Origin of the sequence: Nitrosospira multiformis ATCC 25196 (genome assembly GCF_000196355.1) — a bacterium.
Lineage (GTDB): Bacteria > Pseudomonadota > Gammaproteobacteria > Burkholderiales > Nitrosomonadaceae > Nitrosospira > Nitrosospira multiformis.
In genome coordinates, this window is record NC_007614.1 from 1,242,861 (window position 1) to 1,269,745 (window position 26,885).

At 54.5% G+C, this 26,885-nt stretch carries 26 protein-coding genes and 1 tRNA gene; all 27 read left to right on the forward strand.

Features of this window, described 5'->3' with window-relative positions:
* The first annotated feature begins 10 nt into the window (after positions 1–10).
* The 27 genes from mltG to nuoL all read left to right on the forward strand — a co-directional run bounded on the left by mltG (position 11) and on the right by nuoL (position 26,868).
* Positions 11–1,003 (forward strand): endolytic transglycosylase MltG, encoded by a 993-nt coding sequence (gene mltG, locus NMUL_RS05660; RefSeq protein WP_104009601.1) that lies wholly within the window; start codon positions 11–13, stop codon positions 1,001–1,003.
* A gap of 245 nt (positions 1,004–1,248) precedes the next feature.
* Positions 1,249–2,199 carry an HpcH/HpaI aldolase/citrate lyase family protein gene (locus NMUL_RS05665; RefSeq protein ID WP_011380426.1) on the forward strand — a complete coding sequence of 317 codons (951 nt, stop codon included), beginning with the start codon at positions 1,249–1,251 and terminating at the stop codon, positions 2,197–2,199.
* Between the two features lie 217 nt (positions 2,200–2,416).
* Positions 2,417–3,607, forward strand: a complete 1,191-nt coding sequence (locus NMUL_RS05670) for a malate--CoA ligase subunit beta (RefSeq protein WP_011380427.1) — start codon at positions 2,417–2,419, stop codon at positions 3,605–3,607.
* The gene (gene sucD / locus NMUL_RS05675; RefSeq protein ID WP_011380428.1) at positions 3,608–4,495 is read left to right on the forward strand and encodes a succinate--CoA ligase subunit alpha; all 888 of its coding nucleotides are present in this window, start codon (positions 3,608–3,610) and stop codon (positions 4,493–4,495) included.
* Positions 4,496–4,547: 52 nt separating this feature from the next.
* Complete coding sequence (locus NMUL_RS05680; RefSeq protein ID WP_011380429.1) at positions 4,548–4,919, forward strand: hypothetical protein; 372 nt, start codon at positions 4,548–4,550, stop codon at positions 4,917–4,919.
* A gap of 294 nt (positions 4,920–5,213) precedes the next feature.
* Positions 5,214–6,920 carry a multiheme c-type cytochrome gene (locus tag NMUL_RS05685; RefSeq protein ID WP_238529862.1) on the forward strand — a complete coding sequence of 569 codons (1,707 nt, stop codon included), beginning with the start codon at positions 5,214–5,216 and terminating at the stop codon, positions 6,918–6,920.
* A gap of 32 nt (positions 6,921–6,952) precedes the next feature.
* On the forward strand, positions 6,953–8,068 hold the full coding sequence (haoB, locus tag NMUL_RS05690) for a hydroxylamine oxidation protein HaoB (RefSeq protein ID WP_011380159.1): 1,116 nt from the start codon (positions 6,953–6,955) through the stop codon (positions 8,066–8,068).
* A gap of 876 nt (positions 8,069–8,944) precedes the next feature.
* On the forward strand, positions 8,945–9,652 hold the full coding sequence (cycA, locus tag NMUL_RS05700) for a cytochrome c-550 CycA (protein ID WP_011380158.1): 708 nt from the start codon (positions 8,945–8,947) through the stop codon (positions 9,650–9,652).
* A 1-nt stretch (position 9,653) separates the two neighbouring features.
* Positions 9,654–10,256 carry a NapC/NirT family cytochrome c gene (locus tag NMUL_RS05705; protein ID WP_011380157.1) on the forward strand — a complete coding sequence of 201 codons (603 nt, stop codon included), beginning with the start codon at positions 9,654–9,656 and terminating at the stop codon, positions 10,254–10,256.
* 392 nt (positions 10,257–10,648) lie between these two features.
* The gene (pstC, locus tag NMUL_RS05710) at positions 10,649–11,581 is read left to right on the forward strand and encodes a phosphate ABC transporter permease subunit PstC (RefSeq protein ID WP_011380430.1); all 933 of its coding nucleotides are present in this window, start codon (positions 10,649–10,651) and stop codon (positions 11,579–11,581) included.
* Positions 11,582–11,695: 114 nt separating this feature from the next.
* Complete coding sequence (pstA, locus tag NMUL_RS05715; protein WP_011380431.1) at positions 11,696–12,628, forward strand: phosphate ABC transporter permease PstA; 933 nt, start codon at positions 11,696–11,698, stop codon at positions 12,626–12,628.
* Positions 12,622–13,431 carry a phosphate ABC transporter ATP-binding protein PstB gene (pstB, locus tag NMUL_RS05720; RefSeq protein WP_011380432.1) on the forward strand — a complete coding sequence of 270 codons (810 nt, stop codon included), beginning with the start codon at positions 12,622–12,624 and terminating at the stop codon, positions 13,429–13,431. Before pstA ends, pstB begins: the two co-directional genes overlap by 7 nt.
* Before the next feature lie 215 nt (positions 13,432–13,646).
* Positions 13,647–14,402, forward strand: a complete 756-nt coding sequence (gene tpiA / locus NMUL_RS05725) for a triose-phosphate isomerase (RefSeq protein ID WP_041352896.1) — start codon at positions 13,647–13,649, stop codon at positions 14,400–14,402.
* A 17-nt stretch (positions 14,403–14,419) separates the two neighbouring features.
* Positions 14,420–14,773: a preprotein translocase subunit SecG gene (gene secG, locus NMUL_RS05730; protein ID WP_011380434.1), complete on the forward strand. Its 354-nt coding sequence runs from the start codon at positions 14,420–14,422 to the stop codon at positions 14,771–14,773.
* A 97-nt stretch (positions 14,774–14,870) separates the two neighbouring features.
* Positions 14,871–14,955 (forward strand) — tRNA-Leu (locus NMUL_RS05735).
* 106 nt (positions 14,956–15,061) lie between these two features.
* On the forward strand, positions 15,062–15,418 hold the full coding sequence (locus NMUL_RS05740; protein ID WP_011380435.1) for an NADH-quinone oxidoreductase subunit A: 357 nt from the start codon (positions 15,062–15,064) through the stop codon (positions 15,416–15,418).
* A 4-nt stretch (positions 15,419–15,422) separates the two neighbouring features.
* Entirely contained in the window at positions 15,423–15,899 is a 477-nt protein-coding gene (locus tag NMUL_RS05745) for a NuoB/complex I 20 kDa subunit family protein (protein ID WP_011380436.1), read from the forward strand.
* An 8-nt stretch (positions 15,900–15,907) separates the two neighbouring features.
* Positions 15,908–16,525 carry an NADH-quinone oxidoreductase subunit C gene (locus tag NMUL_RS05750; RefSeq protein WP_011380437.1) on the forward strand — a complete coding sequence of 206 codons (618 nt, stop codon included), beginning with the start codon at positions 15,908–15,910 and terminating at the stop codon, positions 16,523–16,525.
* A gap of 21 nt (positions 16,526–16,546) precedes the next feature.
* Positions 16,547–17,800 (forward strand): NADH-quinone oxidoreductase subunit D, encoded by a 1,254-nt coding sequence (locus tag NMUL_RS05755; protein ID WP_011380438.1) that lies wholly within the window; start codon positions 16,547–16,549, stop codon positions 17,798–17,800.
* A 27-nt stretch (positions 17,801–17,827) separates the two neighbouring features.
* Complete coding sequence (gene nuoE, locus NMUL_RS05760; RefSeq protein ID WP_011380439.1) at positions 17,828–18,304, forward strand: NADH-quinone oxidoreductase subunit NuoE; 477 nt, start codon at positions 17,828–17,830, stop codon at positions 18,302–18,304.
* Positions 18,301–19,578 carry an NADH-quinone oxidoreductase subunit NuoF gene (gene nuoF, locus NMUL_RS05765; RefSeq protein ID WP_011380440.1) on the forward strand — a complete coding sequence of 426 codons (1,278 nt, stop codon included), beginning with the start codon at positions 18,301–18,303 and terminating at the stop codon, positions 19,576–19,578. Before nuoE ends, nuoF begins: the two co-directional genes overlap by 4 nt.
* A gap of 63 nt (positions 19,579–19,641) precedes the next feature.
* Positions 19,642–22,071 (forward strand): NADH-quinone oxidoreductase subunit NuoG, encoded by a 2,430-nt coding sequence (gene nuoG, locus NMUL_RS05770; RefSeq protein ID WP_011380441.1) that lies wholly within the window; start codon positions 19,642–19,644, stop codon positions 22,069–22,071.
* A gap of 22 nt (positions 22,072–22,093) precedes the next feature.
* Positions 22,094–23,194 (forward strand): NADH-quinone oxidoreductase subunit NuoH, encoded by a 1,101-nt coding sequence (gene nuoH, locus NMUL_RS05775; RefSeq protein ID WP_011380442.1) that lies wholly within the window; start codon positions 22,094–22,096, stop codon positions 23,192–23,194.
* Positions 23,195–23,208: 14 nt separating this feature from the next.
* Positions 23,209–23,697 carry an NADH-quinone oxidoreductase subunit NuoI gene (gene nuoI, locus NMUL_RS05780; RefSeq protein ID WP_011380443.1) on the forward strand — a complete coding sequence of 163 codons (489 nt, stop codon included), beginning with the start codon at positions 23,209–23,211 and terminating at the stop codon, positions 23,695–23,697.
* 194 nt (positions 23,698–23,891) lie between these two features.
* Positions 23,892–24,497 carry an NADH-quinone oxidoreductase subunit J gene (locus NMUL_RS05785; RefSeq protein WP_011380444.1) on the forward strand — a complete coding sequence of 202 codons (606 nt, stop codon included), beginning with the start codon at positions 23,892–23,894 and terminating at the stop codon, positions 24,495–24,497.
* Positions 24,498–24,543: 46 nt separating this feature from the next.
* Positions 24,544–24,849 (forward strand): NADH-quinone oxidoreductase subunit NuoK, encoded by a 306-nt coding sequence (nuoK, locus tag NMUL_RS05790; RefSeq protein WP_176980959.1) that lies wholly within the window; start codon positions 24,544–24,546, stop codon positions 24,847–24,849.
* A 66-nt stretch (positions 24,850–24,915) separates the two neighbouring features.
* Positions 24,916–26,868: an NADH-quinone oxidoreductase subunit L gene (nuoL, locus tag NMUL_RS05795; RefSeq protein WP_011380446.1), complete on the forward strand. Its 1,953-nt coding sequence runs from the start codon at positions 24,916–24,918 to the stop codon at positions 26,866–26,868.
* Positions 26,869–26,885: the final 17 nt, after the last annotated feature.

Below are 26,885 nucleotides of genomic sequence, written 5' to 3' on the forward strand. Positions count from 1 at the left end.
TTTTTGCTTTGTGGCGAAACTACTGAAGCGCTTCATCCGCGTCATTTTTCTGGGAATGGCGTTCTTTTCCGCATGGGTGGGGTATAGAGTCAGCAAACCTGTTGAGCTTCCCATCGTTCCTTATGAATTTTCGATCGAGCAAGGCAGCAGTGTAAAAACCATAGCCAGTCAACTGGCGTATGCCGGTGTTTTGCCTGACGCTTGGTCTTTTGTCCTGTTGTCGCGCTTGATGGGTGTCGCTACATCGCTCAAGGCGGGGGACTATGAGCTCACTGCGAGCATTTCGCCATTTCAATTGCTACAGCGGATAACCAGGGGTGATAGCAGCCAGAGTGAAATCAGATTCATTGAGGGTTGGACGTTTTCCCAACTCAGGCGAATATTGGATGAGCACCCGGCTCTCCGTCACCAGACCACTCACCTGAGCAATGCGGAGATTCTGCGGCTGATCGGAGCAACCGAGACTGCGGCAGAGGGGCTGTTTTTTCCGGACACCTATTTCTTTGCCCGCGGGAGCAGCGATGTGGCAGTATTGAAACGCGCCTATCGCGCGATGCGCAACCACATGGATAGCGCCTGGGCACAGCGGGCAGCAAACCTTCCTCTGAAAGATCCGTACGAGGCACTGATCCTGGCATCGATCGTTGAAAAGGAAACAGGCCGGGAGGATGATCGCGGAATGGTTGCAGCCGTGTTTATCAACCGCTTGCGGTCACGCATGTTGCTACAGACGGATCCGACAGTTATTTATGGTCTGGGCGATAAATTCGATGGCAATCTGCGTAAAAAAGATCTCTTGAGCGACCAGGAATATAACACTTACATACGTCCTGGCTTGCCACCAACTCCCATTGCCTTGCCTGGTTTGGCTTCAATCCGCGCCGTGCTCAACCCCGCAACGACTGACGCGCTGTATTTTGTTGCGAAAGGGAACGGAGAGTCGCATTTTTCCAGCAATCTGTCTGACCATAACCGGGCCGTTTCCAAATATCAGAAACGGTAGCATCCGCTCCCATGACATATGTGTACCCGCACTCGTGAAAGGTAGCACTTTTTCCCTTATTTAATCCTGATTTCAACCCCTTTCGCAAAAGTTAAATTGAATATTACCTTCTTCAAAAGTAAAATAGTGCGTTATTTATCACAACGATAAGCAGAGCTGAGCCGGATGTCTTCAGCCATCCGGGCCGCGCCAGTTCCCCTCCCCATCAGTCTCCAAAATTAAATAACTCAATCAGGAAGGAGCAAATGAGTCATACACTATATGAAGCCTCTGTCATTCGTGTGCAACGATGCGAACTGGCTGTTCCCGGTTCAAATCCTGGCATGTTCGAGAAAGCCCTGAAAAGCGGGGTAGATTTCGTTTTTCTCGATCTCGAAGACGCCGTTGCCCCGGATGACAAGCTGACTGCGCGAAAAAACGTTATCGAGGCGCTCAACGACCTGGATTGGAGAGGTCACGGGGTGACTGTTTCAGTACGGATAAACGGTCTGGATACCCAGTTCATGGTTCGTGATGTGGTGGATGTGGTCGAAAAAGCAGGCCATAAACTGGATACCATACTGATCCCGAAGGTGGGAGTATATTCTGATGTCTATATGGTTGAAGCCATGCTCAACCAGCTGGAGATGCAGCAGGGATTGAAAAACCGGATAGGCATTGAAGCATTGATTGAAACGGCCCTGGGTATGGCGAATGTGGAAGACATCGCGCGCCATGGTGTGCGCGGACGGCTGGAGGCGCTCCACTTCGGGGTGGCGGATTACGCGGCCAGCAATCGCGCCAGAACGACAAATATCGGCGGCCTCAATCCGGACTATCCTGGGGACCAGTGGCATGCCGCCATCAGCCGGATGACTGTCGCCTGCCGTGCCTATGGTTTAAGGCCGATAGATGGTCCTTTTGGCGATATCCAGGATCCGGAAGGCTATAAAGCGGCGGCCCGACGAGCTGCCGCTTTGGGCTGTGAAGGTAAATGGGCTATCCATCCGTCGCAAATCGATCTTGCCAACGAGGTTTTCACGCCACCTCCATCCGAAGTTGAAAAAGCACAACGTATCCTTGCGGCATTGCAGGAAGCGGCAGCTCAAGGGAAAGGGGCAGCTGCGCTGGACGGGCGCCTGATCGATGCCGCATCCGCAAGAATGGCCAATAACGTGGTAAAAATGGCAGAGGCGATAGGCGCAACCGCGACATAGCCTTCCGACCGCATCGAGCGGTCTTTCTTTTTCTCCTGATCCTGCCGGTGGAGACACTCAGGTTGGCCGGTACATTACTGTGAAGTGTGAAGCCGTTTCCATCAGGCAGGTTCGCTTTGTGCTTGAGCAATTCAAGGAATCCATGAAGCCTCCTGAATTGCGAGAGTCATGACCCCGGGGAATAGTGAAAATCATTGTTGATAAATAAGGTGACGCATTGGATATACATGAGTATCAGGCAAAAGAAATTTTAATGAGGTATGGGGTCAAGATAGCGGAAGGGGGGTTGGCATATACGATAGAAGAAAGTGTGCAGCGTGCCAGGGAAATCGACGGCAATGTATGGGTGGTGAAGGCGCAGATCCATTCGGGGGGGCGGGGCAAGGCGGGCGGCATCAAGGTATGCAGGACTCATGACGAAGTCCGGGCAGCCTCTGAGGAGTTGCTGGGAAAGATTCTGGTGACCCGTCAGACCGGAGCCGTGGGGAAGGTGTGTACACGGGTATATGTGGAAGCGGGCACGCACATTGCCAGGGAGATGTATCTCTGCTTTCTGATAGACAGGAGTTCGGAGCGCATCGTCATGATAGGCTCGGGGCAGGGTGGAATGGAAATCGAGGAACTGGCTCACACAAATCCTCAGGCCATCAAGAAGATTTTTATCGAACCCGCAGTTGGGTTGCAGGATTTTCAAGCGAGAGAGATGGCTTTTGCACTAGGGGTGGAAGCGGCACAACTGCCTCATGCCGTTAAAACCATTCGGGGGTGTTACCGCGCCTTGCGTGATCTGGATGCGAACATGGTGGAAATCAACCCCCTCGTGATCACTGGGAGCGGCGAACTTCTTGCTCTTGACGCAAAAATGAGCTTCGACGAAAACGCCTTGTTTCGCCGGCACGAGGTTGCCGAATTGCGTGATAAAACACAAGCCGATCCTCGGGAGGTGGCAGCCTCCGATCATGGCTTGAGCTACATCGGATTGAACGGTGACATCGGATGCATGATAAACGGCGCCGGGCTTGCCATGGCAACGATGGATATGATCAAGCTCGCGGGCGGCGAGCCGGCAAATTTCCTTGATGTGGGAGGAGGGGCGTCCGCGGAGCGTACGGAAAAGGCGTTTCGCCTGGTTTTGGCTGATAAAGGAGTCAAGGCGATGCTGGTCAATATTTTTGCAGGTATTAATCGCTGCGACTGGATTGCGCAAGGCGTCGTGCAGGCGGTAAGAAATATCGATATGAAAATCCCGCTGGTCGTGCGCTTGTCCGGTACAAATGTCGAGGAGGGCCAGCGGATCATTGCCGAAAGCGGTTTGCCGATCATCACAGCGGGAACGCTGGCGGAAGCAGCGGAGAAGGTTGTCCAGGCGCGCAATGGCGCGGTTGCGGAAGAGTGCAAAGGGATATAAATGGCGATTTTAATTGATGAGAACACACGGATCATAGTTCAGGGTTTCACCGGCAAGATCGGTACCTTTCATGCACAGGATATGATCAATTACGGTTCCAACATTGTCGGCGGCGTAACCCCCGGTAAAGGGGGGCAACAGCATCTGGGGCGACCGGTTTTCAATACGGTGAAAGAGGCTGTTCAGCAAGTCGGTGCGAATGCAAGCATCGTGTTTGTGCCTCCGGCATTTGCAGCGGACTCGATCATGGAAGCAGCCGACGCAGGCATCAAATATTGCGTTGCCATTACTGACGGTATTCCTACGCAGGATATGATGACGGTCAAGAACTTTTTACGCCGCTTTCCTATCGAAGAACGCATGGTACTTACCGGGCCGAATTGTGCGGGTACGATCAGCCCGGGCAGGGCGATGCTGGGAATCATGCCGGGCCATATCTACATGGCGGGTGATGTGGGCGTCGTTGGCCGTTCCGGAACCTTGGGGTATGAAGCCGCAGATCAAATGCGGACATTGGGCATCGGCATATCGACATCGGTCGGGATTGGCGGAGACCCGATTATTGGCAGTTCCCATCGCGATATTCTGGAGAGATTCGAAGAGGATCCCGAAACAAAAGTAGTGGTCATGATTGGAGAAATTGGAGGACCCCAGGAAGTCGAGGCAGGCATTTTCTCCAGAGACTACATGAGCAAACCCCTGGTGGCGTATATTGCCGGACTGACCGCACCGGAAGGGCGTCGCATGGGACATGCGGGTGCGATTATCTCCGCGGCGGGTGAAAGCGCTGCGGAAAAAGTTGCCATCTTGAAAGAACTTGGGGTCACCATTTCCCCCACTCCTTCAGCCATAGGGGAGACAGTCGCAAAGGTCTTGGCTAAGATGTAAGCGCGCAAAAGATTTTGCCCCGCACTTTTTGAAATGAACGTGGAGGCTTGATATGTCAATCTGGATGACAGCGTTAAAAATCATTCCCTGGGGGAATGTGGTGGAATCCGCACCGCATATCGTAAAGGCGGCCAAACACCTTTTTTCTGCCACAAAGAAGGAAACAGCCGATTTCTCGGCCGATTGGCAGACAGGAGATATCTCCGGCAGCCTGGATAAACGCGTTCGTTTCTTGGAGGCAAAACTCATCGAGTTGAGCGATGAGCAAAGGTCTTCTGCCGAATTGATAAAGTCGCTCGCCGAGCAGAACGCCCTGATGGTCGAGGCAATCGAGGTTTTTCGAGTTCGTGTGAAAATGTTGCTTACTGTTTGTATCCTGCTTCTGGGGGGGTTTGCCGCTGTCATATTCAGGCTCGTGGTCTGATTTCAATTTTCTTGACATGGGATGTGTGTCCGGTTAGGCTACGCGCTGTTTTGGTCTGACCCCGTTACGTGGGTCTTTCCGGGCGCAGCGGATATGTGCAGGGGAGGCCGTATTCAATATGGATGCGGTGATGCAGATATCCGGGGAACATTGAATGATTTCGCGGAATTGCAGCATTTTTTGCGCCTTCCGGTTATCCCGATTTTACTCTGCGACGTCCTTTCGCAAGGACTTGTTCAACGTTCCTGATAAACAACAACATCATTACGGAGTAAAGGAGAGAAGCAGATGTTAATGAAGCCTTGGCTGAGGCTGGTTACGCTTGCGTGTGGGGTGCTGTTTGCGGGCGCCACGTGGGCTAACTTTCCCAGCGTTCCCAAAGAGACGTATAAGGCGCTGAAGCTGGAGCAGTCGGCCTCGCCGAAGGAACTGCATTCGGCGCTGGTGAAGCGATACAAGGATCCTGCGCAGGGAGCGGGGCGCGGCACGCTGGCGAAGTACTGGGAGCCGATCCCGATGAGCATGTACTTTGACCCTGCCTCGTACTACAAGCCGCCGACCTCGATGAAGGAAGTAGCGGCGCGTGAGGAATGCGTCAAATGCCACACGGACGAATCGCCGGTATGGGTGAGTGCGTGGAAGCGGAGCACGCACGCGAACCTGGACAAGATCCGGAACCTGAAGCCTGAAGACCCGACGTACTACAAGAAGGCGAAGCTTGAAGACGTGGAGAAGAATCTTCGCTCGATGGGCAAGCTTGGGGCCAACGACAAGCTCAAGGAAGTAGGATGCATCGACTGTCACGTTGACATCAACAAGAAGGACAAGGCAGACCACATGAAGGATCTGCGGATGCCGACGGCGGACGTATGCGGCACCTGCCACCTGCAGGAATTTGCCGAACGCGAATCCGAGCGCGACACGCTGGTATGGCCGAACAAGCAATGGCCGCAGGGACGCCCCTCGCACTCGCTGGACTGGAAGGCCAACGTAGAAGTAGCGGTATTTGCCTCCATGCCGCAGCGCGAGATTGCCGAAGGCTGCAGCATGTGCCACACCAACCAGAACAAATGCGACTCCTGCCACACGCGGCACGAATTCTCTGCTGCCGAGTCGCGTCATCCTGAAGCGTGCGCCACCTGCCACAGCGGGGTAGACCACAACAACTGGGAAGCCTACTCCATGAGCAAGCACGGCAAGACCGTAGCGATCATGGGGGACAAGTGGAACTGGAATGCGCCGCTCAAGGACGCCTACACCAAGGGCGGGCAGACTGCGCCCACCTGTGCCGGCTGCCACTTCGAATATGAAGGCAAGTACAGCCACAACGTCGTGAGGAAGATACGCTGGGCCAACTACCCTGCGGTTCCCGGCATAGCCGAGAACATCAACAGCGAATGGTCGGAAGCGCGGCTTGACTCCTGGGTCAAGACCTGCACCTCCTGCCACTCCGAGCGTTTTGCCCGCTCCTATCTTGAATTCATGGACAAGGGCACGCTGCACGGCATCGCCAAGTACAAGGAAGCGCACGCGGTGGCTGAGAAGCTCTACAAGGAAGGGCTGCTGACCGGCCAGAAGACCAACCGTCCGACGCCGCTGCCGCCCGACAAGGAAATGTTCGCAGGCTTCACCCAGCTCTACTGGAGCAAGGACAACAACCCTGCTGCGATCGAGCTCAAGGTACTGGAAATGGGAGAGAACAACCTTCCCAAACTGCACGTAGGGCTGGCGCACGTCAACCCGGGCGGCTGGACCTATACCGAAGGCTGGGGCCCGATGAACCGCGACTACGTCGAAGTCATGGACGAGAACACCAAGATCCGTGAAATGGCGGCGTTGCAGGCGAAGGTAGCGAAGCTCGAGGCCAAGCGCAAGGCAAGCCTGTTCGACCTTGACAGCAGCGAGAAGCTCTCGCTTGGCGGTCTGGGTGGCGGCATGCTGCTAGCTGGCACGCTTGCCCTGGCAGGCTGGCGCCGGCGCGAGAAAAGCGAGCGTCAGTAAGCACTATCAGCACTGAAGGTTAGATAACAAGTTTGACAGCCTCAACTTCCAGCCGCGCCGCTGCCCCCACCCCGGGGGCGCGGCCTGGCTCTAAACTCCTCCCCTCACTGGGCATTCTCCTGGTGGCGGGAGGAATTCTTTTGCTCCTGTGGTTTGCCTGGGCATGGTTCAATCCCGGGCCTGCCCCCTACCGCTACCAGCTGGCGGAAGAAGGCAGCGCAGACAAATTCCCGCAGCTTGGACTGGGCAAGTGGCCGGACCTTTCCATTGCCCGGTATGAAGTCTTTGCCGAAGACATTCCCCAGCCGCTGGCGGTGCTGCATGCGGCACGTCAGGCCAATGGCCCGCAGGTGAGGCTCGACTGGGAAAACCGCACGAGTGAGCTGCTGCTCACGACCGATCTCAAACTCAACGAACTGGCCACTCTGGCTGCCGCCATCGACAAGTACGCGGGCAAGGATGCGCTGGTGCTTGGCTGGTGGGACACCTCGCGCCAGCTCAAGCTTCTCTCGAAGCGCGACACCCTGTTCAGCGGACAGTTCTCCGATTACCTCGTCATACCGACGCCGTGGCAGAAGCAGGCTGACGCCATCCGCAAATACGAAGACGACTTCTGGGGCGGCAAGGCAGGACGGGAAGAAGAGCAGAAATTCGAGCGCTTTGCCGATGCCCTGATGGCCGAACCTCAAGCGGGGGCTGCCATCCTGCGCGAACTGGCGGGCGATCGCGAAGCCTATCTTGCCATTCATGTCACCGACCTGTACAAGCTTGGCGTCATGCGTCCGGGGCGGTTCGACGTTGCCTATCGCAACTTCCCCATGGAAGGCAACATGCATGGCATGGTCGACTATCTCAAGCGATGGGTGCTGGACAACAACTACAAGACCTACACCCTGCAATCCCTCTCGGACAGGCTGGTGCGCGGCTACTTCCTCAAGGATGACAAAAGCGACCAGACCCTGATTGCGCAGATGCTGCCCTTCACCCAGTCGATGCCGCTTGACCTGACCGCGGTGCAGCTCATCTACCAGACCGGGGGCTACTGGGTGTACAGGATACCGGGCGGCAAGGAACCTGCCTCAGCCGGCGCCACCCCGGAGGATGCCGCCTCCTTTCCGGCGCCCGTCCTGCCTCCGGCCGCCGAGTAAATCCGCTATCGCGGTTGACGCAAACGGCACAGGTTAATGACCACCCACTTCTGCCGACAACCGCATCTGTAGGGCCACCTCATCAAACGTAGCAACACAGCCCGGCTTTGCCCGGGCTGTTTTTATTTACCTGAAGCAGGCCAGGTTCTGCCTGACAGCTTGTTGAGTCCTGATTCAGAATGCGGAACAGGTCATGTCTGTTGCCCGCGTTTCTTCCATTCATCTGTAGCCCTTGTCCCCGACCGACGCTGAGCCTGTCGCAGATCCTCTGCGCATCTGCACCCGGCACGGCCGCGGTACTTCTCAAGGCGATCGAACTGCAAAGCGGCCTGCACGGGAACAAGGATTTTTGCTGTAGCAAGCCGAAACACGATACCGGATATAAGCTGCGGGAAGGGATCGCGCGTGGGAAAAAAGAATTCGGCGACGATACAGCCATGCATCCGTACACTTTGTATCAGGCGCGATCCCGGCGCCCCCCCGCTGCCCGATCCCGCTTTGCGGGCCCCTCGCGCCGCGCTCCGGGTCCCCCTGCCCGACCCCGCTTTGCGGGTCCCCCGTGCTGCGCTGGGGGTGCCACCGGTACCAGTGGTACCAGAAAGAGTGATGGTACTGGTGCTACCCGTCTGTATGAACCAGAGATACAGTATGGACACAATAAAAAGTGTGTCCTGACATTGCGATCATTGCAAGCGCATTACAATAACAGGGAAATACAGTAAAAAAGAACAAGAACAAGAACAAGCAGCAGGAAGCAATGAAAAACAGGATGCGGATCAGGTTGCAGTCGCATGGAGCTGGAAGAAATACAAGAATCGAATCCAGGGATATAACGGAAACAACGGATATATTTGCCGAAAGAAAAAAGGAGGAAGGATGAACCATCGCATGACACTCGCCCTGGCCGCAGCAGCCCTGTTTGCGGTCATGGCCGGCAGCGCCTCTGCCGAATCGTTTGAAGGCCGCAAGAAATGCAGTTCCTGTCACAAGAGCCAGGCCGAATCCTGGGGCAGCACGGCGCACGCCAAGGCCATGGACTCGCTGAAGCCCAACAACAAGGCCGAAGCCAAGAAGAAGGCCAAGCTCGATCCTGCCAAGGACTACACCAAGGACAAGGACTGCGTCGGCTGTCATGTGGATGGCTGGGGCAAGGAAGGCGGCTACACGATTGACGACCCGAGCAAGTTCCTGACCGGGGTAGGCTGCGAATCCTGCCATGGACCCGGCTCCAAGTACCGCGGCATCCACCGCAAATCCGGCGCCGCTTTCGAGAAATCGAAGAAGACCACCTCCCGCCAGGTGCTGGCCGATGCCGGGCAGGACTTCAGCTTCGAGGAAAGCTGCAATGCCTGCCACATGAACTACAAGGGCAGCCCGTGGAAAGGTGCCAAGGAACCCTACACCCCCTTCACCCCGGACGTGGACAAGAAATACACCTTCGACTTTGACAAGTACGTCAAGGACACCAAGGCCATGCACGAGCACTACAAGCTCGATGGGGTCTTCACGGGGGATCCGAAGTTCAAGTACCACGATGAATTCCAGTCCAGCGCCAAGGTAGGCGAGAAAGGTTCGGACGACTGACATGGCGATGAAGACAGGTAGTGCCCTCCTGGTGGGCACACTCTTGGGCGTGGTGATGGTGGCGGTGGTATTGGGCGGCGAAGCGGCCGTCTCCACCACCGAATTCTGCACCAGTTGCCACTCCATGACTTATCCGGCCGAGGAGTTGAAGGAATCCTCGCACTATGGCGCCCTGGGCGCCAACCCCGGTTGCAAGGACTGCCACATCCCGCAGGGATTGCAGAACTTCCACCTGGCGGTGGCGACCCATGTGGTGGACGGAGCGCGCGAGCTTTATCTGGAGATGGTCAATGACTACTCCACGCTGGAGAAATTCAACGAGCGCCGCCTGATCATGGCGCACGATGCGCGCATGAATCTCAAGAAGTGGGACAGCCGCACCTGCCGCGCCTGCCACAAGAATCCGCAGCCTCCCGGAGCCGATGCCAAGGCCGCGCACAAGAAGATGGAGACGGAAGGCGCCACCTGCATCGACTGCCACCAGAACCTGGTGCACAAGGAAGTTGCAGAAACCGACCTGAACGAGAGCATCAAGCAGGGCAAGATGGTGCTCAAGCCCGAAAAAAAGGATGACGACGACGAGGATGAGGAAGACGAGGAGTAAGCCGGATCTCGGCAGAGAGCAGGGTGTTCCCTTGCTGCTGCTGTAATTACCGATCCAGTTTATACTTTCTCGTTGCCTCCGGTGTTTTCACTGGATTCGAAGCCGAATCCAGTGAAACATTCTGCGATCTGCTATGCTTCCCGCTTAACCGGTTCAGCCTGAATTTCCTGATCGAGAATCCGATTCCTGTCGTTATGGGTTATTCTCAGGACGCTGCGTTTATATAACAGCGTTCGGGATTAACCCCCGATGGCATAATCACCGAATGATTTTCTGGCTCCCCCATAGCGAGAGTGGATTTCTTTTGTGTGAATGGTTGTCACGAAACTGTAACATTCCCATCATACTATTTAGGCCCCTCCCAATGGTCTCACTTCAAGGTGCAGTTCCCTGTGACAGCGCGCCGTTCCGATAATAATTCCGACTCCAGTGCACTCGGATATAACTATCGACGTCATCTGAGTGAGCGTTTTATTGAAGCCGTGCTTTTTTTGACGGCATTCGTTTCTGTCGCCATTACTCTTGCGATTGTCGTGATGCTGGTCACGGAATCCCTTTCATTTTTCAAGCATGTCTCTCTTTGGGAATTTCTTACTGACACGCAGTGGACGCCTCTTTTCGATAATGCGCATTACGGTATACTTCCACTCGTTTCCGGCACCGTAGTAAGCTCTGCTGTGGCCCTGCTCGTTGCCATCCCGATGGGCACCATCACCGCAATCTATCTATCCGAGTTCGCGCCTTTCACCGTTCGTGAGATGGCCAAGCCCTTTCTTGAACTGCTTGGGGGCGTTCCAACAGTTGTATACGGTTACTTTGCATTGCTGTTTGTTACGCCTCTATTGCAGAAAATTTTTCCGGAATTGCCCGGTTTCAGTCTTCTTTCGGCAGGACTGGTGATGGGTATCATGATCATTCCCTATGTAAGTTCCATGGCGGAAGATGCGATGCGCGCAGTACCCATGCATCTGCGGGAAGGCTCTTATGCAATGGGGGCGACCCGGTTTCAGACGGCTGTTCGCGTGGTGATGCCGGGGGCATTCTCCGGCATTGCCGCGGCTTATATTCTGGGTATTTCCCGGGCGGTGGGGGAAACGATGGTGGTTGCGATAGCAGCGGGAATGCAGCCAAATCTTACTTGGAATCCGATGGAGCCTGCAGCTACCATCACCGCTTATATCGTTCAGGTAAGTCTGGGCGATCTGCCGCACGGCAGTATCGGATACCAGACTATCTTTGCAGCGGGATTGACCCTGCTGCTTATAACTTTGGTATTCAACATTATCGGACATCTTCTGCGCAAGCGTTTCCGCGAGGTATATTGAAGCATGGTTCGATACCTGTGTTCATGACCAATTCATTTCATCTCGAAAATTCCGGGGGCGGTTCCTGTTGAATTCAACCCCCACGGTTTTCATTTCCTTTGCAAGAATGCGCCCATGAGTGACAGTGATGCTCAAAATCTGAGGGAGATTCGCGCTATCATCGCCCGGCACAAGCTGGGGGATCTGATTTTCCTTGTTACCGGCTTGCTTGTGCTGATGATTGCCGTACTTACGTTCATCGCCTTGTTTTCGCACATGCTTATTGATGGTCTTCCTCGCTTGTCCTGGGATTTCTTCACGTCTTTCCCCTCGCGGCGTCCAGAATCGGCGGGCATACTCTCCGCCTGGGTGGGAACCACCCTCGTAATGATAGTGACAGCCGCGGCAGCGGTGCCTCTGGGAGTTGGAGCAGGCATCTATCTGGAAGAATATGCCCCTAAAAATATTCTTACCGAGATCATCGAGATCAATGTGACCAACCTTGCCGGCGTGCCATCGATTATCTACGGGCTTCTGGCACTGAGCCTGTTTGTTCATCAACTTGGATTCGGGCAAAGCATTCTCTCCGCAGGACTTGCGCTGGCCCTGCTCATTCTTCCGATCGTTATCGTTGCGACCCGGGAGGCAATACGCGCGATTCCGGTCACCATACGTGAAGGCGCCTATGCGCTGGGGGCAACCAAATGGCAGACTGTTTCTGACCATCTTCTGCCTTATTCCGCAGCCGGCATTCTTACCGGCATCATAATCGGCCTTGCGCGTGCAATTGGAGAGACGGCTCCCATTATCACCATCGGTGCCTTGACCTTTATTGCTTTTCTACCGCCATCTCCTTTCAAGGAAGAGTTTCCTTATATTTCCTTCGAATGGCTGATGGCGCCATTTACCGTCATGCCTATCCAGATGTTCAACTGGGTATCACGGCCGGAAGAAGCGTTTCAGATGAACGCCGCCGCGGCTGGCTTGGTACTGGTGATAATGACTCTCACCATGAATGCGCTCGCGATCTATCTGCGCTACCGGATGCGCAAGAATCTCAAATGGTAAAAGATTTTTCGTCCCAGCATCCGCTGGGAGATGTTTCGCCCTCCCAATACAAGTCCGAAGTCAGGAATCTGAGTTTCTACTACGGTTCATTTTTGGCACTCAAGAATATCAACATGATGCTGCATGAAAAAAAGGTGACCGCCTTGATCGGTCCCTCGGGGTGCGGCAAATCGACGTTCTTGCGCTGCTTCAACCGCATGCATGATCTCTATCCAGGGAATCGCTACATGGGAGACATTATTCTTCACCCGGATAATGTCAATATTCTTTCCCGGAGCGTGGACCCTATTGAAGTACGCATGCGCATCAGCATGGTATTTCAGAAACCCAATCCTTTTCCGAAATCCATTTATGAGAACGTTGCCTATGGTTTACGGGTCCGGGGTGTCAGACGCCGCGCGATACTGGATGAAAAAGTGGAAGACGCACTCAGGGGTGCCGCTCTGTGGGATGAAGTGAAGGATCGCCTGCATCAGCTTGCCTACAATCTTTCGGGCGGACAGCAGCAGCGGTTGTGCATCGCGCGCGCACTTGCAACCGACCCTGAAATTCTCCTGTTCGATGAACCCACTTCTGCACTTGACCCCATTGCCACGGCGAGTATAGAGGAACTTATAGCTGATCTGAAAGATAAGGTAACGATCCTGATCGTTACACATAACATGCAGCAAGCTGCCCGTGTGTCGGATTACACCGCCTACATGTACCTGGGCGAAGTGATCGAGTTTGGTGTGACGGATACGATTTTCATCAAACCTAAAAACAAGCAGACGGAAGATTACATTACCGGGCGCTTTGGATAAGGAGTGCTTCGCTCCGATTTTTCCCTCTTTTCCCTTTTCGGTTGCCGGGAAATTGTTATTCATTCAGTCGTAAGGCTTTCTGTCTGAAAAATACGGGCTTGCAGGAATACTTGTCTGCCGAGCGGTTCAAGGCTTGACGCAGACCCCGATTGACCCCGTATCCATTCACGGGTAACATTCGCAGCTTTCAAGTTAAAGGCGAATCCTTCATGGCTATACGTTCCAAGCTGGTTGCGGGTAATTGGAAAATGCACGGCGGAACGCTGCAGAACCGGGATTTGCTGAATGCGGTTCTTTCTGCGACGGCAGACCTGAGCGGAGTCGAGTTGGCGGTATGCGTACCTTATCCTTACTTACCCCAAGTGCAATCGATTCTGCAAGGTACGAACGTTTCCTGGGGCGCCCAGAACGTGAGTCAGCACGAAAAAGGCGCCTATACCGGTGAAGTTTCAGCGTCCATGCTGCTGGATTTTGGCTGTCGCTACGTGATTGTCGGTCACTCCGAGCGGCGGGCGCTGTATGGTGAGGATAGCCACACTGTAGCGCTCAAATTCAGGGCGGCACAAAGCGTCGGCGTGATACCTATTTTATGTGTGGGTGAAACGCTCGAGCAGCGGGAGGCCGGGATTACGGAGCAGGTTGTGGCAAAGCAGTTGGAGGCGGTGGTGAAGTCGGCGGGAATAAATGCCTTGGGTACGGCGGTGCTGGCTTATGAACCGGTATGGGCCATCGGCACCGGCAAGACCGCGAGCCCTGCTCAGGCTCAGGAGGTACATTCGTTTATTCGCGGCAGAATTGCTGCCGACGCAGCGGAAGTAGCCGAGGGATTGAAGATTCTTTATGGCGGCAGTGTCAAGGCGGCCAACGCCGCTGAGCTCTTCGCCATGCCCGACATTGACGGTGGATTGATTGGCGGCGCTTCGCTCGTTGCCGAAGAATTTATCGCGATTGCCCGGGCCGCGAAAGACTAATTCTTATTGGAGCAACTTTGGAAACACTGATCTGGATACTACATGTCTTGTCCGCAGCGGGCGTAATCGTCCTGGTTCTGCTGCAGCACGGCAAAGGCGCGGATATGGGCGCGGCTTTTGGCAGTGGCTCGTCAGGAAGTTTGTTTGGCGCCAGTGGTTCCGCGAACTTCCTCAGCCGGACGACAGGCGTTCTGGCTGCCGTATTTTTCATGACCAGCCTTGGCCTGACCTATCTTTCCACCAACAGGAGCGAGAGTGGAGGAGTGATGGACAAAGCTGTGCCGATTCAATCTGTCAAGCCCGCGGAGCCCGCTCCGCCAGCGCCTGCAGCAGAAGAGGAACCTTCCAAGGCAACAGAAATACCTGAGTAAGTTAATGCTGAGCTAATTGAACAACCGGTTGGAATTGTGTTCTAACCAGATTACGTTCCGACCCGGTGTTCAGATTAAACGGCATTCAGATTAAGCTGCCGACGTGGTGGAATTGGTAGACACGCCGTCTTGAGGGGGCGGTGGCGAAAGCTGTGCGAGTTCGAGTCTCGCCGTCGGCACCATTTGCAGCAACAGGGCTGAGTATCAGGCCAGCAGAAGATACCGACAAAGGTATATAAACGCTACCTGGAAACAAGTCTTATATTTGTTCGATAGCTAACACATTACATGCTCGAAAACTATTTTCCTATTCTGTTGTTTATCCTGCTTGGCCTTGCCATAGGAGCTTTGGCAATGGGTTTTGGCTGGCTGTTCGGTCCCAATCGTCCGGACAGCGAAAAACTGTCTCCATATGAATGCGGATTCGAGGCATTTGAAGACGCACGCATGAAATTCGACGTGCGCTACTACCTGGTAGCTATTCTATTTATTCTGTTCGATCTGGAGATAGCGTTTCTGTTCCCATGGGCAGTGGTACTGAATGAAATCGGTCTGTTCGGTTTTATTGCAATGATGGTTTTTCTCGGCATCCTTGTCGTCGGCTTCATCTACGAGTGGACGAAGGGCGCTCTGGAGTGGGATTGAGGCCATGAGTACGAACGGAGTAATGGAAAAAGGCTTTGTCACTACCAGCCTTGACTCGGTCATCAACTGGGGGCGTACCGGCTCGATGTGGCCGATGACTTTTGGCCTGGCATGCTGCGCCGTCGAAATGATGCAGGCAGGCGCATCCCGTTACGATCTCGACCGCTTTGGAATTGTGTTTCGTCCCAGCCCGCGTCAGTCGGACGTCATGATTGTTGCCGGAACCCTTTGTAATAAAATGGCGCCTGCCCTCCGCAAGGTGTATGACCAGATGGCGGAGCCGCGCTGGGTGATATCCATGGGCTCCTGCGCCAATGGCGGCGGTTATTATCATTACTCCTACTCGGTGGTGCGTGGATGTGATCGTATCGTCCCGGTCGATATTTATGTTCCCGGTTGCCCGCCTACCGCAGAAGCCCTGCTGTACGGCATTATCCAGCTCCAGAACAAGATCCATCGCACCAATACCATCGCTCGTTAGGCTCATCTATGTCGTCCACTCGTCTGGAAACGCTCGCCCTTTGCCTTCAGAATGTGTTGGCGGATAAACTTGCCAACGTCGATCAGCAACTGGACCAGCTCATCATTACGGTGTCTCCGGTTAACCTGTTGCCGGTGATGAGCGTCTTGCGCGACCATCCCGAACTGGGTTTCGAGATGCTCATCGACCTGTGTGGAGTGGATTACTCCATCTATGGAGTAGAGCCCACTTCGGAGCAGGGACGTGAGGGCAAACGCTTCGCTGTCGTTTATCACCTGCTTTCGATCCGGCATAACCGCAGAGTGCGTGTAAAGGCATTCCCCGAGGATGACGAATTTCCGGTTGTGGTCTCGGTAATAGATATATGGCCTTCCGCCAACTGGTTTGAACGCGAAGCATTCGATCTTTATGGCATCGTGTTCACCGGTCACCCCGACCTGCGCCGTATCCTCACGGATTACGGATTTATCGGTAACCCATTCCGCAAGGATTTTCCGCTCAGTGGCAATGTGGAGATGCGCTACGATCCCGACCAACAGCGGGTCGTCTATCAGCCGGTCACCATAGAACCGCGCCAGATCACGCCGCGCGTTATCCGGGAAGAGCATTATGGGGACTCTGAATGAGATTTTTGTGGGCTGTTAACGATGGCTGAGATACGTAATTACACGATGAACTTCGGCCCGCAGCATCCGGCCGCCCACGGTGTCTTGCGACTGGTGCTGGAGCTCGACGGGGAAGTCATACAACGTGCCGATCCGCACATCGGTCTGCTGCATCGTGCAACGGAAAAGCTTGCCGAGTACAAGACATATATCCAGTCAGTCCCTTACATGGACAGATTGGACTACGTCTCCATGATGGCCAACGAGCACGCGTATGTGATGGCGATCGAGAAGTTGCTTCAACTCGAAGTGCCCATACGCGCGCAGTATATCCGGGTGATGTTCGACGAAATCACGCGGATACTCAATCATCTTCTGTGGCTGGGAGCACACGCGCTGGATGTGGGCGCGATGACGGTATTCCTTTACGCTTTCCGTGACCGGGAAGACTTGATGGATGCCTACGAATCGGTTTCGGGCGCAAGGATGCATGCCGCTTACTATCGGCCTGGCGGCGTTTATCGGGACTTGCCGGATTCAATGCCGCAGTATAAGGCGTCAAAAATTCACGACGAAAAAACAACCAAGGCGCGCAATGAAAACCGCCAGGGTTCGCTGCTCGATTTCATCGAAGACTTCACCAACCGGTTTCCCACGTACGTCGATGAGTACGAGACCCTGCTTACCGATAACCGTATCTGGAAACAGAGACTGGTAGGCATTGGAACGGTTTCGCCCGAGCGGGCCATGGCTCTGGGATTCACCGGCCCCATGCTGCGCGGGTCCGGCGTCGAATGGGATCTGCGGAAGAAGCAGCCCTATGAAGTTTATGATCAGCTCGATTTCGATATACCTGTCGGCGTCAATGGGGATTGCTACGACCGCTATCTGGTCCGGATCGAAGAATTCCGGCAGTCCAATCGCATCATCAGGCAATGTGTCGACTGGCTTCGTAAAAATCCGGGGCCGGTCATAACGGATAACCACAAGGTCGCGCCGCCTTCCCGTGTGAACATGAAGCAGAACATGGAGGAACTGATCCATCATTTCAAGCTTTTCACTGAAGGGTTTCACGTGCCGCCCGGTGAAACCTATGCGGCAGTCGAGCACCCGAAAGGGGAATTCGGCATTTACCTGATATCGGATGGCGCCAACATGCCTTACCGCATGAAAATCCGCGCTCCCGGCTTTGCCCATCTGGCAGCGCTGGACGAGATGTCGCGCGGCCATATGATTGCCGATGTGGTTGCCATCATTGGTACCCAGGATATTGTGTTTGGTGAAATAGACAGATGACGTACTGAAGGTGAAACGGCTATCAACATGCTAAGCGCAGAGTCTCTGAAAAAAATCGATTACGAGTTGACCAAGTATCCCGCAGACCAGAAGCAATCCGCGGTAATGTCGGCGCTCGCCATCGCCCAGGATGAGAAAGGGTGGCTGACCACCGAAACGATGGATTTTGTGGCGGAGTACTTGGGCATGCCGTCGATCGCCGTATACGAAGTGGCTACTTTCTACACCATGTACAATTTGCAGCCCATCGGAAAATACAAGATCACGGTCTGCACGAATCTTCCATGTGCGCTGTCCGGCGCAAACGAGGCAGTCGCCCATTTCCGGGAAAAGCTGGGAATAGGCTTCAACGAAACCACTGCGGACGGAAAATTTACCTTGAAAGAAGGGGAGTGTATGGGTGCATGTGGAGATGCGCCGGTTCTCCTGGTCAATAACAAACGCATGTGCAGTTTCATGTCCAACGACAAGATCGACCAGTTGCTGGAGGATTTGAGCAAATGAACCAGCCTGCCCAGATACTGCTGGCCGGATTGAATCCATCGGATCCCAACGATTGGCGGCTGAATAATTACGAACAGCGTGAAGGATATGCTGCGCTCAGAAAAATCCTGAGCGATAAAATTCCTCCGGAAAAGATCATCGAGGAGGTAAAGAAATCCGCCTTGCGGGGTCGCGGCGGAGCCGGTTTTCCGACCGGGTTGAAATGGAGTTTCATGCCCAAGCAGTACGAAGGCGACAAATACCTGGTATGCAATTCGGATGAAGGCGAACCTGGCACCTTCAAGGATCGTGACATCATGCGTTACAACCCTCATATGCTGATCGAGGGCATGCTGATCGGAGCCTATGCGATGGGCATCAGGGCGGGCTACAACTACGTGCATGGCGAAATCTGGGACGTCTACGAGCGCATGGAGGAGGCAGTGGATGAAGCCCGTGCGGCGGGTTATCTCGGGGATAACATCCTCGGTTCCGATTTCAGCTTCCAGTTATACAACCATCATGGCTACGGCGCCTATATCTGCGGCGAGGAAACAGCGCTGCTCGAGTCGCTGGAGGGCAAAAAAGGTCAGCCGCGCTTCAAGCCGCCTTTTCCCGCAAGTTTCGGTCTCTATGGTAAACCGACTACCATCAACAACACGGAGACATTCGCGTCGGTCCCCTGGATTATCAGGCACGGGGGTGACAAGTTTCTGCAACTGGGTAAGCCAAACAATGGCGGAACCAAGATTTTTTCCGTTTCCGGGCACGTGAACAAGCCCGGCAATTATGAAGTGCCTCTTGGCACGCCATTCGCAGCCTTGCTGGAGATGGCTGGTGGCATGCGCGGCGGACGCAAGCTGAAAGGCTGTATTCCCGGAGGTTCATCCATGCCGGTATTGCCGGGTGATGTCATGATGCAGACCGACATGGACTATGACTCGATTGCCAAGGCAGGATCATTTCTCGGTTCAGGCGCGGTCATTATCATGGACGATACGACCTGCATGGTCAGGGCCCTGGAGCGCTTATCCTATTTTTACTATGAAGAATCCTGCGGCCAGTGCACCCCCTGCCGTGAAGGCACGGGATGGCTTTACCGCATCGTCCACCGGATCGAAACAGGAAAAGGCCGCATGGAAGACCTGGATTTGCTCAATAATCTCGCCGACAACATTCAGGGGCGTACCATCTGCGCATTGGGTGACGCGGCCGCCATGCCGGTGCGCGCCATGATTCAGCATTTCCGTGACGAATTTGCGTATCACGTCGAACACAAGAAATGCCTGGTGTGACACGGATGAAGTCATGAGTCTTTTCTTGTTTGCGGCTGCTTGTTGCCCCGGAGCACATAAGTAATGATCAATTTCGAAATCGACGGTAAACCGGTGTCCGTGCCCAAGAATGGCACTGTCATGGATGGTGCCAATCAGCTCGGCATATACATTCCTCATTTCTGCTATCACAAGAAGCTCTCCATTGCCGCCAACTGCCGCATGTGCCTCGTGCAGGTGGAGAAGGCCCCCAAGCCCCTGCCGGCGTGTGCCACGCCCGCGATGGAGGGCATGAAGGTTTTCACCCACTCCGGGCAGGCAGTAACGGCGCAGAAAGGTGTGATGGAATTCCTGCTCATCAATCACCCCCTGGACTGTCCGATTTGTGATCAGGGCGGAGAGTGTCAGTTACAGGATCTGGCCGTGGGCTATGGAGCAAGCTCATCGCGTTATACCGAAGCCAAGCGTGTGGTGGCGAACAAGAATCTCGGTCCGCTGATTTCCACCGACATGACCCGTTGTATTCATTGCACGCGTTGCGTCCGCTTCGGGCAGGAAATCGCGGGGATCATGGAATTGGGCATGGCGGGACGTGGAGAGCATTCGGAGATACTCGCCTTTGTCGGTAAAACCGTGGATTCGGAGTTATCCGGCAATGTGATCGATCTATGCCCCGTGGGCGCCCTTGTCAGCAAGCCATTCCGCTATTCCGCGCGCACTTGGGAGCTATCACGCCGAAAATCCATAAGCCCGCATTGCGGCCTCGGCTCCAACCTCATTGTCCAGATAAAACAGAACCGCGTGATGCGTGTGCTGCCCCGCGAGAACGAGGAAATCAACGAGTGCTGGTTATCGGACAAAGACCGTTTTTCCTACGAGGGTTTAAACTCTGAGGAGCGTCTTACCAGGCCGATGATAAAGCAGGGAGGCGTGTGGCAGGAATGCGACTGGCAAACTGCGCTGGAGTTTGTGGCCAATGGCCTCAAAGATGTGAAAGAAAAGTATGGAGCGGAAAGCATCGGCGCGCTGGGTTCTGCTCACAGCACGCTTGAAGAACTTTACCTGTTGCAGAAACTTGTAAGGGGATTAGGCAGCGCAAGCGTGGATCATCGCGTGCGTCAGAGCGATTTTCGCGCGGACTCGCAGATGCAGGGTGCTCCCTGGTTGGGAATGCCCATTGCCGAAGTTGCGCAATTGAAGTCATTACTCGTCATAGGCAGTATCTTGCGAAAGGATCATCCTCTCCTTGCGCATCGTATCCGCCAGGCAGTGAAGCACGGCGCGGAATTGAATGTGATCAATCCGGTCGACGATGACCTGCTGACCAAGGTAAGAAATCGTGCTATTGTTGCGCCCGACAAAATGGTATCCATGCTGGCAGAGGTGTTGAAAGCCATTGCCGAGTTGAAGGGCGTGGAGATTCCCGATGACGCTAAAAACGCCTTGAGCACTGTCAGCGCGAGCGATACTGCCCGTGCGATGGCGACCAGTCTCAGCGACAACAAACCCGCTGCAATTTTCATCGGGAATCTCGCGCAACACCACCCCCGCTACACGGATATCTGCAAGCTTGCCCAGCATATCGCACAAATTTCCGGCGTCCGCTTCGGAGTACTGGGAGAGGCTGCCAACAGCGTCGGAGCTTATATTGCCGGTGCGGTTCCCTTTGGTAACCATGACGCAGATATTGCCGGGGACAGGCATGGAGGGCAGGGCGCCAATGCCTCACAAATGCTCGGCATGGACGAGATGGCAAGCGGAACCGGGTGCAAGGCATACATCCTGTTGAACCTGGAGCCGGAGCTGGATTGCTACAACACCCGGCGCGCAGTCAAAACGCTGGCAGCGGCCGATCTGGTTGTAATGATGAGCGCATACAAGAACCATTCCGCCATTCAGGACAACTATGCGGATGTATTGCTGCCGATCGCGCCCTTCACGGAAACCTCGGGTACTTTCGTCAGCACGGAAGGGCGGGTGCAAAGCTTCAACGGAGTGGTTGCGCCGCTCGGGGAAACGCGTCCCGCATGGAAGGTATTGCGGGTGCTGGGCAATATCCTGCAACTCAATGGCTTCGATTATGAAACATCGGAGCAGGTGCGGGCGGACGTTCTTCCAGCCGGGAACGACGTCAGTGCGTGGTTGAATAGCAATCTGGGAAGCCTTGCCGTGAATCCCATTGAAGCCGGTGAGGAAAATAAGGGAAGCGAAGGATTGCAACGTATCGGTGAGGTTCCGATTTATCAGGCTGACCTCATCGTGCGGCGGGCGGAGTCGTTGCAGCGCACGCGCGATGCGGCGGCGCCTTTAGCATGGATGTCGGGCAGCCTCATGGCACAGTTGAACCTGCAGACCGAAGAAGTCATACGGCTGAGGCAGGGAGAAGGTGAGGTGCAATTGCCCGTCGCACAGGATGACAAGTTGCCTGCCAACTGTATAAGGGTTGCCTCCGCCCATCCTTCGACTGCGGCCTTGGGCGGAATGTTTGATCTGATCACGGTGGAAAAATCGTGACGAACGATACTCGGATTATCTGATGGAATACGCGCAACAACTGTTCGGGGATTTTTTCGGTCCTGAGTGGGGACCTGCTCTTTTCCTGCTGGTGAAGAATGTCCTTCTGATCGTGGCCATCGTGCTGCCACTGATGCTGGCGGTTGCCTATCTCACATTTGCCGAACGCAAGATCATTGGCTATATGCAGTTGCGCGTGGGTCCCAATCGGGTAACGTTCTTTGGCATTCCCTGGCTGGGGGGGTGGGCGCAGCCCATTGCCGATGCGGTAAAGGCGGTGATGAAAGAAATCATCATCCCGAGCGGAGCGAACAAAGTCCTGTTCGTGCTTGCGCCCATACTGACGTTCGCGCCGGCACTGGCGGCCTGGGCGGTCATTCCCTTTTCTCCGGATGTGGTTCTGGCGGACATCAATGCAGGTCTGCTTTATATTCTGGCCATGACCTCGATGGGAGTCTATGGCATTATCATTGCGGGGTGGGCCTCCAACTCCAAATACGCATTCCTGGGAGCAATGCGTTCGGCGGCTCAAGTGGTTTCCTACGAACTGGCCATGGGTTTTGCGCTGGTGTGCGTGCTCATGATGTCCCAGAGCCTGAACCTGGGTGACATTGTCAAGGGCCAGCAAGGGGCCAGCATGCTGAACTGGTATCTGATACCGCTGTTTCCCATGTTTCTGGTTTATTTTATTTCCGGCGTCGCGGAAACCAATCGTGCTCCATTCGATGTCGCCGAGGGTGAGTCCGAAATCGTGGCAGGTTTTCATGTCGAGTATTCGGGCATGGCGTTCACGGTGTTTTTCCTGGCCGAATATTCCAACATGATTCTGGTGGCCATGCTTGCAAGCATCATATTCCTGGGTGGCTGGCTGCCTCCTGTCAACGTTGCGCCGTTTACCCTTGTTCCCGGCTTCATCTGGCTGATCCTGAAAGCATCATTTCTATTGTTCTGTTTTCTCTGGTTCCGGGCCACGTTTCCACGTTATCGTTACGACCAGATCATGCGTCTTGGCTGGAAGGTATTCATTCCGATCACGCTCGTCTGGATAGTGGTGCTTGGCCTGGTGATGCAGCTTCCGGCATCGATTCGGGGCGCATTCCCGCTTAACTTGTGGTTTCACTGACACAGGAGGAAACCATGAACCGAATCAAGGATTTTTTCCGCACTTTCCTACTGTTCGAGCTCATCAAAGGAATGATGCTGACAGGGCGAAACATGTTCGCGCGGAAGATCACGGTGTATTTTCCCGAAGAAAAGACGCCGCAATCCCCTCGTTTCAGAGGTTTGCATGCCTTGCGCAGATATCCTAACGGAGAAGAGCGCTGCATAGCTTGCAAGCTGTGTGAAGCGGTATGCCCGGCATTGGCGATTACCATCGAATCCGAGCAGCGCGAGGATGGTACGCGCCGTACCACGCGATATGACATCGATCTGACGAAGTGCATATTTTGCGGTTTCTGCGAGGAATCCTGTCCGGTGGATTCCATCGTCGAGACGCGCATTCTGGAATACCACGGAGAGAAGCGTGGCGACCTCATCTATACCAAGCAGATGCTGCTGGCGGTCGGGGATCGGTACGAGGAACAGATAGCAAAGGATCGGGCAGCTGATGCAGGTTACCGATGAATCGTGCCTGGTTCGCCAATATTGGCAGCGGATATTCTCATCAACCCCGGACTTGCACTGTCTTCCGTCGTGCGAGCGCTGGACTGTTGCCGCTCGTCACGCTTATCCGCAGAAACAAGCGGAAGGCATTTTCATGAGTTCATCTTTATCTTACGTGAACCCTTCCAGACCCCCAGATTTCTAGAAGTAGCCATATGAGTTTTACAGATATAATCTTCTACTTTTTTTCCGCGGTATTAGTGGCATCGGCCCTCGGAGTCATCACCGCGCGCAATCCGGTGCATTCGGCGTTGCTGCTGGTGCTGGCCTTTTTTGCCTCCGCCGGATTATGGCTGCTGCTGGAAGCGGAATTTCTTGCCATTACCCTGGTGTTGGTCTACGTGGGAGCAGTGATGGTACTGTTCCTGTTCGTCGTGATGATGCTCGACATCAATCTTGCCCGGCTTCGGGAAGGCTTCTGGAAGTGGTTTCCGTTCGGATTATTGCTCGGCCTGGTGATGTCGATTGAGATGGCCATGGTTCTGACGGGCAAACAGTTCGGTGCCAACGAGCTTCCCGCTCCGGCGGCGCGGGCGGCCGACTACAGCAATACCAAGGAACTGGGGCGCCTGATCTATACCGAATACGTTTATGCCTTTGAGCTCGCGGCGGTGATCCTGCTGGTTGCGATCGTGGCTGCAATCGCGCTCACCTTGCGTCAGCGGGGCGAGAGCAAATCCATGGATGTCGCCAAACAGGTAGCGGTGAAGCGTGAAGACCGCATCCGCATCGTGTCGATGGCATCCGAGAAGAAAGAATAAAAGTAATATATTGCGGCGTTTTTACGCCGCCATGAAAGGGGGTGTAGTGGTTTCGTTATCCCATTATCTTGTTATCGGTGCGATTCTGTTTGCCATCAGCATTGTCGGTATCTTCCTCAACAGAAAGAACGTGATCATCCTGTTGATGGCCATTGAACTGATGCTATTGGCGGTAAACATGAATTTTGTTGCTTTTTCGCATTATCTGCAGGACGCATCCGGTCAAGTGTTCGTGTTTTTCATCCTTACCGTTGCTGCAGCGGAATCTGCCATCGGGCTTGCGATACTGGTTGTGCTGTTTCGTGGCCTGCGCACCATCGATGTCGATGACCTGGATAGCCTTAAAGGCTGACGGGCTAATCCAGGGTCAATAGTTCGGAGTCGGTATCGCTGGTTCAAAAACAAAAACCTGAATTTCATGACTGAGATGCAAAATCTATACCTGTTGGTGCCTCTGGCGCCGCTGGCGGGGGCGCTCATAGCCGGCCTGCTTGGACGTGTGATTGGTCCTGCCGCAAGCCATCGCGTCACCATTGCCCTTATGTTCGTTTGCCTGGCAGCGTCCATTGCCGTGTTCCTCGATGTGCTGAAAGGAAACGTGTACAACGGCACGGTTTATACCTGGCTGACATCGGGCGGTGTGCGTTTCGAAGTAGGGTTTCTGATCGATCAGCTTTCCGCGACCATGATGATTGTGGTGAGTTTCGTATCGCTGATGGTGCATATCTATACCATCGGTTATATGCATGACGACCCAGGCTATCAGCGCTTTTTCAGCTATATCTCGCTTTTTACCTTCTCCATGCTGATGCTGGTGATGTCCAACAATTTCCTCCAGCTGTTCTTCGGATGGGAAGCGGTAGGGCTGGTCTCATATCTCCTGATCGGCTTCTGGTATACGCGCCCGACGGCCATTTACGCGAATCTGAAGGCGTTCCTGGTCAATCGTGTCGGGGACTTCGGTTTTCTCCTCGGCATCGGTCTAGTACTGGTGTATTTCGGCACGCTGGATTATGCTGCCGTGTTTGCCCAGGCGCCCAACGTCGCGGCTGAGACGATCGAAATCACTTCCGGTTCGCCTTGGGCAATACTGACCGTCATCTGTATCCTGCTTTTCGTCGGCGCCATGGGTAAATCGGCTCAGTTCCCGCTCCATGTATGGCTGCCGGATTCGATGGAAGGTCCCACGCCCATTTCGGCGCTGATTCATGCTGCAACCATGGTTACCGCCGGTATTTTCATGGTGGCGCGCATGTCACCCCTGTTCGAACTGACCGAGACCGCACTCTCCGTAGTGCTGGTGATAGGCGGCATCACGACCTTGTTCATGGCGCTGGTGGCGATCGTCCAGTATGACATCAAGCGCGTCGTGGCATACTCGACCCTGTCGCAACTCGGCTACATGACGGTGGCGCTCGGGGCGTCCGCTTATCCGGCCGCGATTTTTCACCTCATGACGCATGCCTTTTTCAAGGCGGTGCTGTTCCTGGGCGCAGGTTCCGTGATTATTGCGATGCATCATGAACAGGATATGCGCAAGATGGGCGGGCTCAAGAAATACATGCCCATTACTTACTGGACAATGTTTGTTGCCGCACTCGCCAGTGCCGGTGTCCCGGGCCTCTCGGGCTTCTTCTCGAAGGAGTCGATCATAGAAGCGGTGCACCTTGCCGATATCCCCGGGGCTGGCTTTGCCTATTTCTGTGCCGTGGCTACTGTCTTCGTAACCGCATTTTATACCTTTCGCCTGCTGTTCATGACGTTCCACGGTCAGCCGCGCATGGACCATCACACTGAAGAGCACTTGCATGAATCTCCCTGGGTAGTGACCCTGCCTCTCGTTGCTCTCGCCATACCGACCGTCGGCGCAGGCTGGCTGATAGGCCCGATGCTGTTTGGCGATTACTTTGCCAATACGATACAGATCGCGCCTCAACACGAAGCAATGGCGAAATTGGCAGCGGAGTTTCACGGCATACCGGAAATGATGAGGCATGCGCTTTCCACCATCCCCTTCTGGTTATCCGTTGCTGGTATCTTTGCCGCCTGGTATCTCTATATTGCAAAACCCGATCTGCCCGGGAAAATCAAGTGGGCGGCGGGACCGTTTGCAACGCTGCTTGAGCGCAAATACTTCATAGACGAACTCTATTCCTGGCTGTTTGCAGGCGGTGCGCGCCTGCTTGGCCGGGGATTGTGGAAGTTCGGGGATGTCAAGGTAATTGACGGGTTCTTTGTGAATGGCACGGCGGGGTTAGTAGCCGGAGCCTCCACATTGATGCGCCGCTTCCAGACCGGCTACATCTATCACTACGCGTTTACCATGATCGTTGGCGTGTTTATACTGATGAGTTTGTGGTTGTTCTGGTAATGGGACAACGAAAAATA